13 protein-coding genes and 2 tRNA genes are annotated in these 14,322 nt (G+C 43.6%); all 15 read right to left on the bottom strand.

The genetic code is table 11. The features are described from left to right. Nucleotides 1-2: 2 nt before the first annotated feature. Nucleotides 3-2,486: a stage II sporulation protein E gene (spoIIE, locus tag MOB98_RS19880; RefSeq protein WP_268360621.1), complete on the bottom strand. Its 2,484-nt coding sequence runs from the start codon at nt 2,484-2,486 to the stop codon at nt 3-5. Nucleotides 2,487-2,686: 200 nt separating this feature from the next. Next, nucleotides 2,687-2,758: transfer RNA gene (locus MOB98_RS19875), tRNA-Glu, on the bottom strand. 9 nt (nt 2,759-2,767) lie between these two features. Further along, nucleotides 2,768-2,844 (bottom strand) — tRNA-Met (locus MOB98_RS19870). A 167-nt stretch (nt 2,845-3,011) separates the two neighbouring features. Further along, the gene (locus tag MOB98_RS19865) at nt 3,012-3,398 is read right to left on the bottom strand and encodes a S1 domain-containing RNA-binding protein (protein WP_268360620.1); all 387 of its coding nucleotides are present in this window, start codon (nt 3,396-3,398) and stop codon (nt 3,012-3,014) included. A gap of 80 nt (nt 3,399-3,478) precedes the next feature. After that, nucleotides 3,479-3,856 carry a cell division protein DivIC gene (gene divIC / locus MOB98_RS19860; RefSeq protein ID WP_268360619.1) on the bottom strand — a complete coding sequence of 126 codons (378 nt, stop codon included), beginning with the start codon at nt 3,854-3,856 and terminating at the stop codon, nt 3,479-3,481. Between the two features lie 17 nt (nt 3,857-3,873). Further along, nucleotides 3,874-4,509 (bottom strand): spore cortex biosynthesis protein YabQ, encoded by a 636-nt coding sequence (gene yabQ / locus MOB98_RS19855; RefSeq protein WP_268360617.1) that lies wholly within the window; start codon nt 4,507-4,509, stop codon nt 3,874-3,876. Next, on the bottom strand, nt 4,506-4,808 hold the full coding sequence (gene yabP, locus MOB98_RS19850; RefSeq protein ID WP_003226714.1) for a sporulation protein YabP: 303 nt from the start codon (nt 4,806-4,808) through the stop codon (nt 4,506-4,508). Before yabP ends, yabQ begins: the two co-directional genes overlap by 4 nt. Nucleotides 4,809-4,886: 78 nt before the next feature. Further along, nucleotides 4,887-5,147: an RNA-binding S4 domain-containing protein gene (locus tag MOB98_RS19845; RefSeq protein WP_003226716.1), complete on the bottom strand. Its 261-nt coding sequence runs from the start codon at nt 5,145-5,147 to the stop codon at nt 4,887-4,889. A 2-nt stretch (nt 5,148-5,149) separates the two neighbouring features. Continuing rightward, nucleotides 5,150-6,619, bottom strand: coding sequence for a nucleoside triphosphate pyrophosphohydrolase (gene mazG, locus MOB98_RS19840; protein WP_268360615.1), 1,470 nt, complete (start codon nt 6,617-6,619; stop codon nt 5,150-5,152). Next, entirely contained in the window at nt 6,609-8,207 is a 1,599-nt protein-coding gene (locus MOB98_RS19835) for a polysaccharide biosynthesis protein (protein WP_268360614.1), read from the bottom strand. The genes mazG and MOB98_RS19835 overlap by 11 nt, the downstream gene beginning before the upstream one ends. 180 nt (nt 8,208-8,387) lie before the next feature. Beyond that, nucleotides 8,388-8,924 (bottom strand): stage V sporulation protein T, encoded by a 537-nt coding sequence (gene spoVT, locus MOB98_RS19830; protein ID WP_003218365.1) that lies wholly within the window; start codon nt 8,922-8,924, stop codon nt 8,388-8,390. Between the two features lie 135 nt (nt 8,925-9,059). Continuing rightward, nucleotides 9,060-12,593: a transcription-repair coupling factor gene (mfd, locus tag MOB98_RS19825; protein ID WP_268360613.1), complete on the bottom strand. Its 3,534-nt coding sequence runs from the start codon at nt 12,591-12,593 to the stop codon at nt 9,060-9,062. A 69-nt stretch (nt 12,594-12,662) separates the two neighbouring features. Then, complete coding sequence (fin, locus tag MOB98_RS19820; RefSeq protein WP_003243417.1) at nt 12,663-12,893, bottom strand: anti-sigma-F factor Fin; 231 nt, start codon at nt 12,891-12,893, stop codon at nt 12,663-12,665. Between the two features lie 59 nt (nt 12,894-12,952). Further along, nucleotides 12,953-13,519: an aminoacyl-tRNA hydrolase gene (gene pth, locus MOB98_RS19815; RefSeq protein ID WP_268360611.1), complete on the bottom strand. Its 567-nt coding sequence runs from the start codon at nt 13,517-13,519 to the stop codon at nt 12,953-12,955. Between the two features lie 107 nt (nt 13,520-13,626). Next, a complete protein-coding gene (locus tag MOB98_RS19810; RefSeq protein WP_268360610.1) occupies nt 13,627-14,244 on the bottom strand; it encodes a 50S ribosomal protein L25/general stress protein Ctc in 618 nt (205 codons plus the stop codon). Nucleotides 14,245-14,322 lie beyond the last annotated feature (78 nt).

Below are 14,322 nucleotides of genomic sequence, written 5' to 3'. Positions count from 1 at the left end.
CATTATGAAATTTCTTGTTTGTGTTGAAAGATGGCCGGAACAGGAATGGATGCCCATTTTGGTGTATTATGGTCAATCCGGACGACAACGACTGTCATATCATCCTCAATTTGGCCAGATCGCGTACGGATGACTTCTTCCATGAGCAAATCGGCAATCTCCTGCGGGTCAGTTGTTTTCAAGCCTTTCATTTTGCGCTTCATCCATAAGTCATGATTTTCTACATGCTTAGGCCCCTCAAAAATGCCGTCACTCATCATAATCAAAAGGTCGCCCGCTTTCAGCTGCTCACTCACAACCTCCACATCGAATTCATTAATAATACCGATTGGCAGATTGCTCGCTTGAACTTTCATTACTTGGTCTCCCCGTTTAATAAAGCTAGGGGTTGATCCGACCTTCAAAAATTTACAGCTGGCATCTTGAAGATCGATAATAGATAGGTCAAGCGTGGAATATATCTCGTCAGTTGTCCTTAAAGACAGTATGCTGTTGATCGTTTTAATGGCTATTTTTTCATCAATGCCGGATTCAAGGATTTTCTCAAGAAGCTTGATCGTTTCATTGCTTTCGAAGTGCGCCCTAGCGCCATTGCCCATTCCGTCACTGATTGCAGCAGCATACTTTCTTGCTCCAAGCTCCATCATGCTGTAGCTGTCGCCGGAGACAAGGCCGCCGCCCTTCGCAGCGTGAGCCGCACCCGTAGATACCCTGAATGATTTTGTTGATCCAAAGGCGACATGGCTGTATCCATTCGGATGCGGAGAATGCTGTTCAGCTTTCACGAGAATTTGTTCCTCCAGAATGTCAGAAAGCATAGGAGCAATAATTTTTTCACTTTCTCCATGTCCGCTGAACGGAATGGTCATTTCAATATCGATATTTCCTTGTTCAAGACTATAGATCTCCACATGCTGAATCTCGATTCCGAAATGCTGAAGCGCCTCTATAATTTGCTCTTCCTGCAGGAAATGCTGTTCTCGTTCTCTTTTTATTTCCCGAGAAAAGTCTGCCATGACTTCAGAAACACCTAAAAGCTGTTCAGCAACAAGACGCCTGCTGTCCTGCACTTTTTTCTTGAGCGTCAAGTGGGCATGATGGTGTGCGAGTTCATCCTCAATCAGCTCTTCAACCTGTTTTGATTTAGAACAATGCTGATGAAACTCTTTCTTCAGTCTTCGGTTTGATGCATATTGTTTTTCTTCTGTTTCAAGCATAACTTGTTTCATTAAGTCATATGTTTTATCAAAGTTCTGTACCCAGCACCTGTTTTTCTTGTAGCACGTCTGACAGGAATGCTCCGTAATCTTGCTTAAAAACAGATCAACTTCGCTGTCATCTGTCTGTTCGTCCGATGCTTGGTAAAAGGTTGCAAAGCTTTCAGACAGCGCATGAAACACATTAGAGAATTGGTCTACCTTTTGAGCAGTGACATCTCTGATTTTCCTTGCATATTGCTGCTGCTCTTGTAGATGCTCCACAGTTCCCGGAATATATCGCGCCACTTTCCTTGTAATAGATTGAGGTGTTAGCAAAAACAGACCGACTGCGATTAATGACTCATAGAGCGTTGTCATCAATCCGGCAGAGCCTTCACCGTACAAAGAAATAAGAAGCGACCCAACAATCAGACCGATTGCTGCACCCGCTTTTTTCCCTTCCTTCAGCAAACCGCCTAATAAGCCGGAAAATGCGAGCAGACTCATTTGATAAAGATTTCCGATATTCGCCAAGCCAAGAATCAGACCGGTCACAACACCAACCATACAGCCAATGCTTGCTCCGCCAATAAAGGAAAAACTCAATACAACATAACGAGCCAATATATGTTCTGCCTGCATCCCTTGATAGGACAAGCCGGCAAGTCCCGTCAGCACGGAAGCGATAAGGATCATAAAGCAAATAATTTCTTCTATTTTTAAAGATTGTTTTACTTTTTTCACAGTGAAAATCGGAAGGCTTTGAAGGAAAATCAGCGTTAGAATAAAGGATAGTCCAGCTTCAACGACAGCCATTACATAATCATAGGTTGTAAACGCGCCATTTTGAGCGTAAACAAACCCGGCTCTTGCTGCAGCCATGGAGAAGAACACGACAATCGGAAGTGCTTTTACACGATCGTCGGTGATGAAGGCAGCCACTTTAGAAAATACGAAGAAGGCGAGCAATGCCGCTAGTATGAGCAAGGAGTGCTTCGGAGAAATGGTCAGCGCTCCTGCAAGCACAGCCAAAACCGCATAAAGCGCCTTGTCTCTTCTGATGAGAAGCATTGCTCCAAAGAAAGGAAGTGCGAAAGGAAGCACCTCGGATAATATGAAAGCTCGTCCAAGCAAAAACCCGATGACGACATAAATGAATCCTTTATAGAAAAACAGTGAATGCACATGATGAGTCACCAGCTTCGCGCCCCTGTTAAAAAACGATTGGAGTTTTTCCAAAGCTTGTCCCGCCATTGGCCCGTTCACTCTTCTTTCTGCTTTTTCCATTCCTCTCATCTCCCACCTGTTATATTCGTTGCCTGTCATTATAGCGAAAGCACAGATAGGATTTTGTCAAAAGAAGGTAACAATACCAAAGAAATCTTCGACGGTTTCTGCCTTGATATTCGTTTATGATAAGAATTTCTGGAATGATGTCTAAAAATGAAAAAAATCGGCTTCTGCAAGAGAAACCGATTTTCTTAGGATGACCCGTACGGGATTCGAACCCGTGTTACCGCCGTGAAAGGGCGGTGTCTTAACCGCTTGACCAACGGGCCAAACAAATATGGTAGCGGCGGAGGGGATCGAACCCCCGACCTCACGGGTATGAACCGTACGCTCTAGCCAGCTGAGCTACACCGCCATATTGTTTTGTGCTTCTAAGCACAAGTTATATAATACAAAGGTTTGTCCTTTTCGTCAACAGAAACTTTAATGTTGTAATTTTCTGAATTCTCCATGGTGGAGGATACTAAAAAAAGCATCCGTCGGGATGAACGGATGCTTCATTTATTTATAGAAAGCAGCAAGTTATCCTCTTCTTGCTCCGCGCCCTCCACGTTTTGATTCCGTATGGCGTTTTAAAGATGACAAGCGATCTTCGCTGTCTTTTAAAAACTTATTCATTTTCTGTTCAAAAGATTCTTTCGGACGGAAATCATTTCTAGGTCTGGCTTGCGGACGGTCTTTAGCTTTTTTAATAGATAAACCAATTTTCCCGTCTTTTTCAACGTTGATGACTTTCACTTCAACTTGGTCGCCGACTTTTAAGTGGTCGTTAATGTCTTTGACATAATTATCTGCTACCTCACTGATGTGAACGAGACCGGTTGAGCCTCCAGGCAATTCAACAAATGCTCCAAAATTTGTAATACCTGTAATTTTCCCTTGCAACTTGCTGCCAACTTCAATCGACATAAAAAAAGTGCTCCTCCTTAGGCTTATAAAAAGATCGTTTGCTTAATTATACCTAAATAAAAATTTAAGTGTCAACAAGGCTACTTGCTCTTCTTCTCCACATTGAAGATAATTTCTCCGTCTCCAGACATGAATAAGTCCCTTCTGGCAAGCTCTGTGACGTAATCTTCATCCTTCAATTTGGATATTTCTTCTTTTAAATCCGCCTGTTTTGTCTTTAAACTCTTCAGTTCTTTTTCAAGCTGTTCTTTCTTTTCTTCTTTTGCACTAAGGGAAGATGTTTGGGACCATACAGAGCTTGCCAGCACAATTGCCGTCAGGAATACGAGGGCGCCAAAAACGGTTAACCGTCTGTACAGCCCTTTGCGTCTTCTTTTCTTCAGCTGATTTTGCCGCTCTACCTGTTCTTTATAGTCGTTTTGTATTTCAGCTATCGTTCGTTCCCTGGATAAATTCAAATCAGACGGTCCTCCTTTCACCTCTTCAAAAAACGTGTAATGGTCGTTCTTATGGTTATCAATAGTTTCTTCTTCTTTTTGAGAAATCCTGCACCTTTTTCAAAATAACGTCTAAAAGTTAGACGCATCTTTTCAGGAAGAAGTTTCAAACATTGTTTTGCGATGAAACGGATCGGAAAACACAGAACCATAATGATTTTATATAGACACAACAGGAGAAAAGCGATCAGGCGGTATGTTTTCTTTACTAAAAACGCTGCCAGCCAGATGATTACTCCGCATGTCCACACAATAGGACGAAATAACACGTGCTGAATGAGCTTTTTGAAGAATTGATAAACAGAAACAACAAGGTAAATGACGAATTTCAGTATTTTTATATAGATTCGTTTGCAAATGCTCTGATACGTCGCAACGCCCAACAGAACCGCTAAAAAGATGTACAGCCTGAATTCTCCCTCATTTACGTGGAGCAAGACATAAAAGAAAAGCAGCCCTTGTACAATCCAGAAAAGAATATCATGAATAAATAATAGCCATCTGGCTGTTTTGGCACGAATGACAAAGAGCCGGTATGTATCAAGTGACGCGCCAAGCCATAGACCCATACCGGACATCGCCAGCATTGTATAGAATTGTGTCGTCAGCGTCATTTAAACAACTTGCTAAAAAACCCTTTAGCTTTATCCCCTTGTTGTTCGTCTAAGTACACTAAATCAAATACCCTGCCTTTTATGGACACAATCCCTTTTTCTACATCTAGATTTTTCATCTGGAGGTTTTGGCCTCTGACTGAGAGCATTCCCATCACAGTTTCCAGCAGAAATTCTTCATTATCAAAGCTTTCCACATGCTTAACCCCAGAGATATCTAAATGCTTCCGGCCTTTCATTGTCACATCATGCTGTTCCGGAACAGACGAAGAACCTTTTTGATCATAATATGAATTCATCTATTCAGCCCCCATATCCTCGATACTTTTAGCATTATTACTGCATTGTATGAGGCGGGGGGTTTTTTTAGAACAAGCCTATTCGCCGAGTTTTTCTTCCTTTAGGATTGTATACATGTTTGCAGCTTCTTCTTTTTTCGTCGTGTCTTTCAACTCATTGACTTGCACCGTTACAAGCTTCTGGCCGAAGCGAACCGTTAGTTCATCTCCCGGTTTGACGTCAGAGCTTGCTTTAGCCTGGTTTCCGTTAATAGAGATGCGGCCTTGGTCGGCTACTTCCTTTGCTAGTGTACGTCGTTTGATCAGCCGTGATACTTTCAAAAATTTATCTAGTCTCATATTTATGATCTCCTCTCAGTTTCTTTTGCTTCATTCCACAGTTTGTCCATGTCCTCAAGAGACATATCAGCCAGTTCGATTCCCTTTTCCTTCGCTGACGTCTCAATATATGAGAACCGTCTCCGGAATTTGTCATTGGTCATGGCCAGCGCTTCCTCCGGCTCTATTTTGTAGAAGCGGGCTACATTCACCAGCGCGAACAAAATGTCGCCAAACTCGGCTTTAAGATTGTGTTCGTGAGGAGCTTCAGAAACCTCAGAAGAAAATTCCTTCATTTCCTCACTTACCTTTTCCCAAATATCGCTGACGTCTTCCCAGTCAAAACCGACCTTCGCTGCTTTTTTCTGCAGTTTAGCGGCTTTCGAAAGAGCTGGAAGAGTTTTCGGCACGCTGTCTAATAAGGATGATTCGGATGCGTTTTTTTCGGCTTTTTTTATGTCTTCCCAATTTGCCAAAACATCGTTTTCATCCTGAACCTTAACATCTTTAAACACATGGGGATGTCTTCGGACCATTTTTTCACTGATTCCTTTTATGACATCATCAATTGTGAAATAACCTTCATCTTCACCAATTTGCGCGTGAAGTAAGACCTGAAGCAAAACGTCGCCAAGCTCTTCAATCATATGATCTGTGTCTTCTTCGTCAATTGCTTCGAGAAGTTCATAACATTCTTCAATCATGTACTGTTTTAATGACTGATGCGTCTGCTTTTTATCCCACGGACATCCATTAGGCCCTCGAAGCTCTTTGATAATGCTTCGGAACGCGGAGAATTCGTGATAAAGCAGCTTCTCTTCTTTAATCGGCGGAACATACACACTTGTTAAGTTATTCAAGGCGACATTGCGGTCCAGCTCAAATAAAGGCACTCTCAGAATCTCCTCGTCACGGCTTCCTGCTGCAGTCACAATCACAACCTCATAATCATCAGGCAGCTTCTCCATCAATGTCAGCTTGACTTCAGAAGCCGTCATTTGGTCGTAAACCTGACAAATGATCAAGTGGTGTCTGAGTTCAAGCTCATCCGCGGACAATGTGCCGGCATCCACAAACTGAAAGCCTTCAATTGGGTCGATTTGCAAGGCATTAAATGTGGCATCAAGAAAGCTTTGTCCTCCCGCGACTTTTACTTGAACATTTTTCTCTTCCTGCCGCTCCGTCAGCAGCTGTACTGTTTTTTCCGCGACAAAAGGGTGTCCTGGTACAGCATAAACCACGTCCTCATGCTGCGCCTCTTCAAAGAGGATATCGGCAATTTCTTCATATACTGCGTCAAACTGGTCGTGCTTCTCATATATATCATCAAAAAAACGGATGTTCTTCGTTTCTTTCTCAAGCTCCTGAATTAAAGGATGATCCTTGGTTCTGACGTACAGCGTATCAGCTTTTGTCAGCAGCTTATGTATACCAATTGTCAATTGGTCCATATCCCCGGCACCCAGTCCGACGACTGTAATTTTACCCGCCATTTTGTTCTCTCCTTCTCATGATTTTGCTTAACTTGCTGCCAAAAGGCACACTGTTCAGCTCTTCATCTGTAAATATTCCCAATTTCATCATACAATAAATAAACACCGCGCCACCAATGGCAACAGCAGAAAGACTTTCAATTGCGGCTGCTCCTCTTCCTGCTTCAGGAAACAGGAAAGCCCAGAGACGCATATACGCAAATAAGACAGCCGACATCAAAAGAGCACATCCAATGATCGGAATTACAACAGCTCTGAGCTTATCAAGCCATTTCTTTTGTCGAAGCTGATACAGGTTAAGCCCGGCGACAGCTGCAAAGGATGCCGCTGTTGCAAGCGATGCACCTTCAATCCCATAGCGCGGAACAAGAAGAGTGTTTAATACCCATTTCACTGCAATACCTGCCCCCACCGCGATCGCAGGAAAAACTGTATAGCCCGCTCCTTGCAAAACTGCAGCAGCCGTGACGGCCAAGGATGCAAACAAAATGGAGCAGCTGAATACTTGTAACGCAGCTGTCCCTTCACTATTTTGAAACAGCATGATATTGACCGGCTCAAGGATGCAAATCAATCCAGCCGACGCGCCTGTACCCAGGACAAGACATAGTTTTAAAGAAGACGTGACTTTTTCTTTCATGATCTTAAGCTCTTTGTTCTTTACAGCCTTAGAAATATACGGAACAAGTGACGTCGCAATGCTCACTGCGAAAACCGAACCAAGCTGCAGCAATGGCTGCCCCCGATCATAAATCCCTTTTAGGCGTTTCGCTTCTTCGCTTGCCTCACCGCCCGAAAGCAAAGCATATAAATTCAAAGCATCGACGAGCTGGATAAACAAAAGCAGCAAACTGCTCACACAAATGGTAACCGAATATAAAAGCAGTTTTTTTATCAGTACGCTTGTTGTGATGACATGTTCTTTTTGCCTATCTGTTTGATTGTCTCTCTTTGCTTTGAACCAAAAAAATCCGAGTAGGATCAACGCAATGAAACTTCCGGCAAGAGAACCGGAAGCGGCTGCCGCTCCCGCAGTATAAAGCGAAGCTCCCTTTTTGACGAGCCAAAATGATAAGCCAAGGAGCACCGCAACCCGCAGAAGCTGTTCTGTTATCAGTGATACGGCTGACGGGAGCATATCGTGCCGCCCTTGGAAACCGCCTCTAAGCAACGCGACAAACGGGAACAGCAGAAATGCAAACGCAGTCACTTGAATTAACAAGGCGAGATGTGAGTCTCCCATAAAAAGCGCGATGGGAACAGCACCCATATATAAGCAAAGAAATAATAAAACACCGATAAAAGACAGAAACAACGCTGATATTTTTAATATGGTACGGTGGCTTTTTTCACTATAATCATTCATCAGTTTCGAAATAATAACCGGAAATCCTGATGTGGACAGCATGACCGCAATACCAAGAAAGGGGTACACCTGCTGATATATATAAAATCCAACATCGCCGACAATGTTTTGGAACGGGACTCTGTAAACAGCGCTTAATACTTTTGAGATGATGCCTGCCAGAATTAAAACAACAGCCCCCTGCCAAATCCAATGCCGTTTGACGCCTATTGAATCATCCATCCAAAAGCTCCTTCCCAACATCAGAGCAATACGGTTCACGTATTACCGCGGAACAAATAAAAACGAGGTTATTATAACATATCCCAACCCTTGGAATCCTTTTTGGGCATGCACGAAAAAAGAACAGCGTCCCAAGGAGAGCTGTTCTTTTCTTGCCTATTTCGATAAAAGGAATAAGACCTACTGTTCCATTTGACGCGCTAAAAATCCAGCTGCTGTCTCAACAGCTTTATGCTCTACCTCGCCCATTGTCTGATCCTTTGAAAAAATGACCACGGCGCCTATCGGATCGCCATTCGCCACAATTGGGCCCACAGTATAAGAATTCATATCCTCATCTATGCCATTCACAAGCTGTACTGATTTCGCATCACTCTCAAGCACGGAACTGCGCTGATCCATTGTTCTTTCCAGCATTTCGCTAATTGATTTGTTTAAGTAGTCTTTTTTCGAGCTGCCAGACACGGCAATATATACATCACGGTCACAAATCAGGACTGAATGTCCGAGACTGTCGTAAAGCGCATCCGCATACTCCTTTGCAAAGTCTCCAAGCTCACTGATCGGAGAGTATTTTTTCAAAATCACTTCTCCGTCACGATCTACAAAAATCTCAAGCGGATCGCCTTCCCTGATTCTCAGAGTTCTGCGAATTTCTTTAGGAATTACGACCCGACCTAAGTCATCAATACGACGTACGATACCGGTTGCTTTCATCTCTGGTGCCTCTCTTTCATTTGATGGTATATAGATGTGGGAAAGACCTAAAGCAGCTACTTTATGTACCTTCCGCCTCGCTTGAAATTAGTATCCGTCACATCAAATGTAATATACACCAGAGAGTAACAAAATTTACGTTGATGAAATGGTTTGCTTTTTCACATCTTTTAGGCCCTTCAGCATGCCCAGCACGGTTTCGAGCCATTCATCAGCACTCCGGCCTTTCGTTTGTATGGAGATTTTGAGTTTTTTGCCTTCCATTCCCAGTCCGATTTGTCTGCCGTATTTATTGCCGAGCTCGAACAGCTTCTGGCCGTCAATTTCAGCACTTGCTTCTTCAGAAATCGTCAATCTGACGGCATCTTTATCCTGCTTAATCAGCTCAACACGTTCATGTTTCGCATAAACCTTCATCTCTGCAACAGTAAACAAGTATTCGACTTCTTTTGGATAGTTTCCAAACCGGTCGATCATTTCATCCTGAAGTTCATTCTTCTCTTCGATTGTTGCCACAGACCTGAAGCGCTTATACATGTCAATTTTCTGTTTGCCGTCTTGAATATAGGTTTCAGGAATATACGCATCAAGCTCGACATCAATCTCGGTTTCAAACTGCTCCGTCTTCGCTGTGTCTCCTTTACGCTCCTCAATGGCCTCCTTCAGCATTTGTGAATAGAGGTCAAACCCAACCGAATCGATGAAGCCGTGCTGTTGGGCACCAAGAAGATTCCCGGCTCCGCGAATCGTTAAGTCACGCATGGCAATCTTAAAACCGGAACCAAGCTCTGTGAATTCCTTAATAGCCTGCAGCCTTTTTTCAGCCACTTCTGTCAGGACTTTATCCCGGCGATACGTAAAGTACGCATACGCCACACGGTTAGAACGGCCGACACGTCCCCTTAGCTGATAAAGCTGGGAAAGCCCCATCTTGTCAGCGTCAAATACGATCAGGGTATTGACGTTCGGGATGTCTACGCCTGTTTCAATAATCGTTGTGCTGACGAGAACATCTGCCTCTCCTTCTAGAAAACTTAGCATAACGGTTTCTAATTCATTTTCTGTCATCTTCCCATGTGCATATGCTACCTTCGCGTCAGGGACAAGCATTGAGATTTCATCCGCTTTCCGCTCGATATCCTCTACCCGGTTGTACAAGAAATAGACCTGGCCACCGCGCGCAAGCTCACGTTCAATCGCCTCTCTGACAAGGGCTCCGTTGTATTCCACAACATACGTCTGTACGGGGAAGCGGTTTTCCGGCGGCGTCTCAATGACAGAAAGATCCCTTACGCCAAGCATAGACATATGCAGCGTACGCGGAATTGGCGTCGCTGTTAATGTTAATACATCAACATTGGCTTTGATCTGCTTGATTTTTTCTTTATGGGTGACACCGAAACGCTGCTCTTCATCAATGATGAGAAGCCCTAAGTCTTTATACACGACATCTTTTGATAGCAGCCGATGCGTCCCGATGACGATATCAACAGTCCCGTTTTTCAACCCTTTGATTGTTTCGTTCGCTTCTTTTCTCGTTCTAAATCTGCTGAGCAGGCCGATATTAATCGGATAGTCCTGGAAGCGCTCTTTAATGGTTTCATAGTGCTGCTGTGCCAATATTGTTGTCGGTACGAGCAGAGCTACCTGCTTCCCGTCACCGATTGCCTTAAACGCGGCACGTATCGCAACCTCTGTTTTACCGTAGCCTACATCTCCGCACAGCAAGCGGTCCATCGGACGTTCTCTTTCCATGTCCTTTTTGATTTCGTGAATCGAACGGAGCTGATCTTCAGTCTCTTGGTAAGGGAACGCTGATTCAAATTCACGCTGCATTTCATGGTCAGGAGAAAACGCATAGCCCTTGCTCGCTTCCCTTTCGGCATAGAGCTTAATTAAGTCATCAGCAATATCCTGAACGGATGTCTCTACTTTTTTCTTAACCCGTTTCCATTCGCTTCCGCCTAATTTATACAGCTTCGGCTCTTTTCCTTCGGAGCCGACATATTTTTGCACCTGGTCAATTTGATCTACAGGGACGTAAAGCTTATCGCTTCCCTGATAATGAATGTTTAAATAATCTTTGTGGATTCCATTGATTTCAAGGGTTTCAATCCCCAAGTACTTTCCGATCCCGTGATTAATGTGCACGACATAATCACCGATTTGAAGCTCAGAATAGCTCTTGATGCGCTCCGCATTGGTAAGCTTCTGTTTTCTAGGTTTCTTTTTCACACGGTTTTTGAACAGTTCTTCTTCCGTAATAACAGCAAGCTTCATTAACGGCAGCTCAAACCCCGATTGGAGCTCACCTTCCATGATATAGACCTGTCCCTGAACAAGCGCTTTTTTGCTGTCTGTCACAGCCGCTTCGATATCATAATCAGCCAGAACAGATGATAATTTCTGTGTGCGTTCCTTGTTAGCTCCTAAGAATACAACGGTGAAATTTGACTTTTTAAAGCGCTCCATTTCACCCGCGAGTACGTTCATTTGGCCATGAAAACTCTGCATTTGCCTGCTGGACACATTGACGATATTTTGCGGACTTGTATGCTGTACGTGCCGCAAAAACAATGAATAGTACAGCAGAGGCCGTTTTTGTTCAGCCACTATTTTTTGGAAGTTAAATGACAAACTGATGTCATGCAAAATCTTCCCTTCCTCGAGAAGGTTTGTTATGAACTCCGCTTCTTCTTTCTGAAGCTGGTCTTCCATCTCATGAATCCGGCTGACCTCATCCAAAATCAGAAGTGTGTTATCAGGTGTATAATCTAGCAAACTAGCAGGCTTTTCATAGAAATATGAGAGATACTTCACCAGTTCCTGATCTGTCTGGCCTTCAGACAAGCGCTCTTTGTCGTGAGAAATATTCGAATGAAGAATTTCTTTTTGTTTGTCGAGCTTTAATTTTTTCAAGCTTTCGGCAAGACCCTTATCGATTTTCTCTATCGCCCGCGCTTTTTCTTCAGGTCTGATAATCAACTCCTTCGCAGGACCGATATGAATAGAGGTAAGTGTCTCAATTGACCGCTGATCATCTGAGTTAAAGCTGCGGATTGAATCTACTTCGGTGTCAAAAAGTTCAATTCTCACCGGATTGTCTGAAGTTAGCGGGTAAATGTCAATGATTCCTCCGCGAATACTGAATTCCCCGGGTGCTGAAACCATATCAGACCGCTCATATCCTACCTCTATCAGCCGTGATGCAAGCTGATCAGGCTCGATATCATGGCCCACTTGAATAAGCATTTGGCTGTTTTTCCACACCTCTACAGGCGGCAGCATTCTTCTGATTGCAGCTACAGGAGCAACGACAATTGGCGCTTCTCCATTCGTTAATCTATTAATGACATCTAATCGCTGCGCCCGCAATTCAGGGCTTGCGACTGCAATTTCTGATGAAATGAGTTCATTGACGGGGTACAAAAGGACAGACCGATCCTCTAAAAGTGAAGTCAGATCATCCGTTACTTTCTGGGCTTGGTATAAGTTATGGGTGATTAGAAAGATAGGCTTATTCGTTTCGTTAGCCAGGGCAGAAGTAAAAACAGAACGCGCGGAACCCGACAGACCCGCGAGCAGCTGTTCCTTCAGCCCCTCGTGTAAACCGTTGATGATGGATTTAAAGTCATCGCTTTCTTTGATATAGGTTTGAATGTTGTCCATATGGCCCCTCCTCTCTGTTTCCTGTGAGAACAGAAAAACGCTTTGGTCTAGTGTCTACACCAAAGCTTTTTATTGAATAAATGTGTGATATTCGTGGTAATGCGGATTTCGGTCAAGCGCCTCTTGGCAATCTTCACATATTGTCAAAACATGGACATCTCCATTTTCTTTATAAGAAATCATATCGTTTCTTTCCTCATTTGTTAAGTGCTGAAATCCAAGTGAGTCTGTCGATACCATGGAAGATTCGAGACTGCCTACTTTCACTCCGCAATGACGACAATAATAATGCAAAGCCATACAAGGGACCTCCTGATGAAAAAGTCATTTTGGTGTAGTATGGACTTTGTTGTTTTATTTTATACCTTTGCGTTAAATTCGTTCATGACTTCTAAAAACGGTTTACTCAGAGAAGCCTCACAAGCCTTCACAGATTTATCGACCGCTTCATCAATTGAAGGCGCCTCTTCCTTAGTAAAGGAGCCTAACACATAATCAACGACCTTCATGCCGTTTACAGGCCGGCCGATTCCGATGCGGATACGGTCAAACTCGGATGTTCCAAGATGCTGGATCAGTGATTTGATGCCATTGTGCCCCCCGGCGCTTCCTTTTGTTCTTAAACGGATCTTGCCAGTCGGAAGATCGAGATCGTCATAAATGACTGTCAAATCCTCGTTATCGACATCATAATAGTCCATTAAAGGCCGCAAACATTCTCCTGATAAATTCATATATGTAAGCGGTTTAACAAGTAGAACCTTTTTGCCGGAAACAAATCCCGTTCCGTATAATCCGTTAAATTTATTTTGATTCAGCTCAATATTCCATTCCTTCGCGAGCTGATCTATCACCATAAATCCGACATTATGCCGTGTATTTTCATAGTTCTTCCCCGGGTTCCCGAGACCGGCAATCACAAGCATGGCGAATCCTCCCTTAGTCACTTAAACTCCCGGCTTCATAAGCGGGCTATAATTCTTCTCATTCTAGCACAAAAGACGTAACCGCGGGAGGGTTACGCCTTAAGCTATTATTGTTCTTTGTTTTCACCTTCAGGCTGAGCGTCGGCAGATTCCTCTTCATCGATCTCAGCTGCTTCCTGCTGCTGCGGAGGAAGGATAGAAGCCACGACCTCGTCTGATTCATGATGAAAGGAGTAGTCACCGCCAGCAGGCAAATCCGCAATCGTCAGTACTTCATTCACATCGAGATTTGAAATATCAGCCTCAATGGTTTGCGGAATGGCTTTTGGCTTAGCCTTTACAGTAAGTGCATACAGCGGCTGCTGCAATACGCCTCCGTTTTTCACTCCAATGGCTTCTCCGGTCAGATGAATCGGGACTTCCACCTCAATGTCTTCACTCATATTGACGACTTGAAAGTCAGCATGAGTGATTTCATTTTTCAGCGGGTCCGTTTGCAGGTCTGTTACCATGACAGAATGTTTTTCTCCGCTGACATCCAGTGTGATGACTGTATTTTTGCCTTCGTCTCTCAGCGTTTTGATCAGCTCCACACTGTCTAATGATATAGGTTTATTTCCCGTGTCTTTCCCATATATGATACCTGGAACATGTCCTGAAGTACGGATATTCCGAAGAGATGAACGCGTAAAGTCCGTTCTTTCTTTTGCCGTTAAAGTTGCCATATTCAGCACCATCCTATTATCGTTTTATTGTCCTATTACAAACAATACCCATAACGATAAGGATTTAAACCTTCAAAT

This window comes from Bacillus sp. N13C7 (assembly GCF_026790065.1).
Taxonomy (GTDB): Bacteria; Bacillota; Bacilli; order Bacillales; family Bacillaceae; genus Bacillus.
Note: the sequence above shows the minus strand (reverse complement) of the source record. Positions and strands in the feature narration are given on the sequence as shown.

Coding starts and splice junctions, on each gene's coding strand:
- pth (WP_268360611.1), bottom strand. CDS start 13,519: ATGCTTGTGATTGCCGGTCTCGGGAACCCGGGGAAGAACTATGAAAAT.
- MOB98_RS19865 (WP_268360620.1), bottom strand. CDS start 3,398: ATGTCGATTGAAGTTGGCAGCAAGTTGCAAGGGAAAATTACAGGTATT.
- spoIIE (WP_268360621.1), bottom strand. CDS start 2,486: ATGGAAAAAGCAGAAAGAAGAGTGAACGGGCCAATGGCGGGACAAGCT.
- mazG (WP_268360615.1), bottom strand. CDS start 6,619: ATGGCGGGTAAAATTACAGTCGTCGGACTGGGTGCCGGGGATATGGAC.
- yabQ (WP_268360617.1), bottom strand. CDS start 4,509: ATGACGCTGACGACACAATTCTATACAATGCTGGCGATGTCCGGTATG.
- mfd (WP_268360613.1), bottom strand. CDS start 12,593: ATGGACAACATTCAAACCTATATCAAAGAAAGCGATGACTTTAAATCC.
- MOB98_RS19835 (WP_268360614.1), bottom strand. CDS start 8,207: ATGGATGATTCAATAGGCGTCAAACGGCATTGGATTTGGCAGGGGGCT.
- spoVT (WP_003218365.1), bottom strand. CDS start 8,924: ATGAAAGCAACCGGTATCGTACGTCGTATTGATGACTTAGGTCGGGTC.
- MOB98_RS19845 (WP_003226716.1), bottom strand. CDS start 5,147: ATGAGACTAGATAAATTTTTGAAAGTATCACGGCTGATCAAACGACGT.
- yabP (WP_003226714.1), bottom strand. CDS start 4,808: ATGAATTCATATTATGATCAAAAAGGTTCTTCGTCTGTTCCGGAACAG.
- MOB98_RS19810 (WP_268360610.1), bottom strand. CDS start 14,244: ATGGCAACTTTAACGGCAAAAGAAAGAACGGACTTTACGCGTTCATCT.
- fin (WP_003243417.1), bottom strand. CDS start 12,893: ATGGCTTTGCATTATTATTGTCGTCATTGCGGAGTGAAAGTAGGCAGT.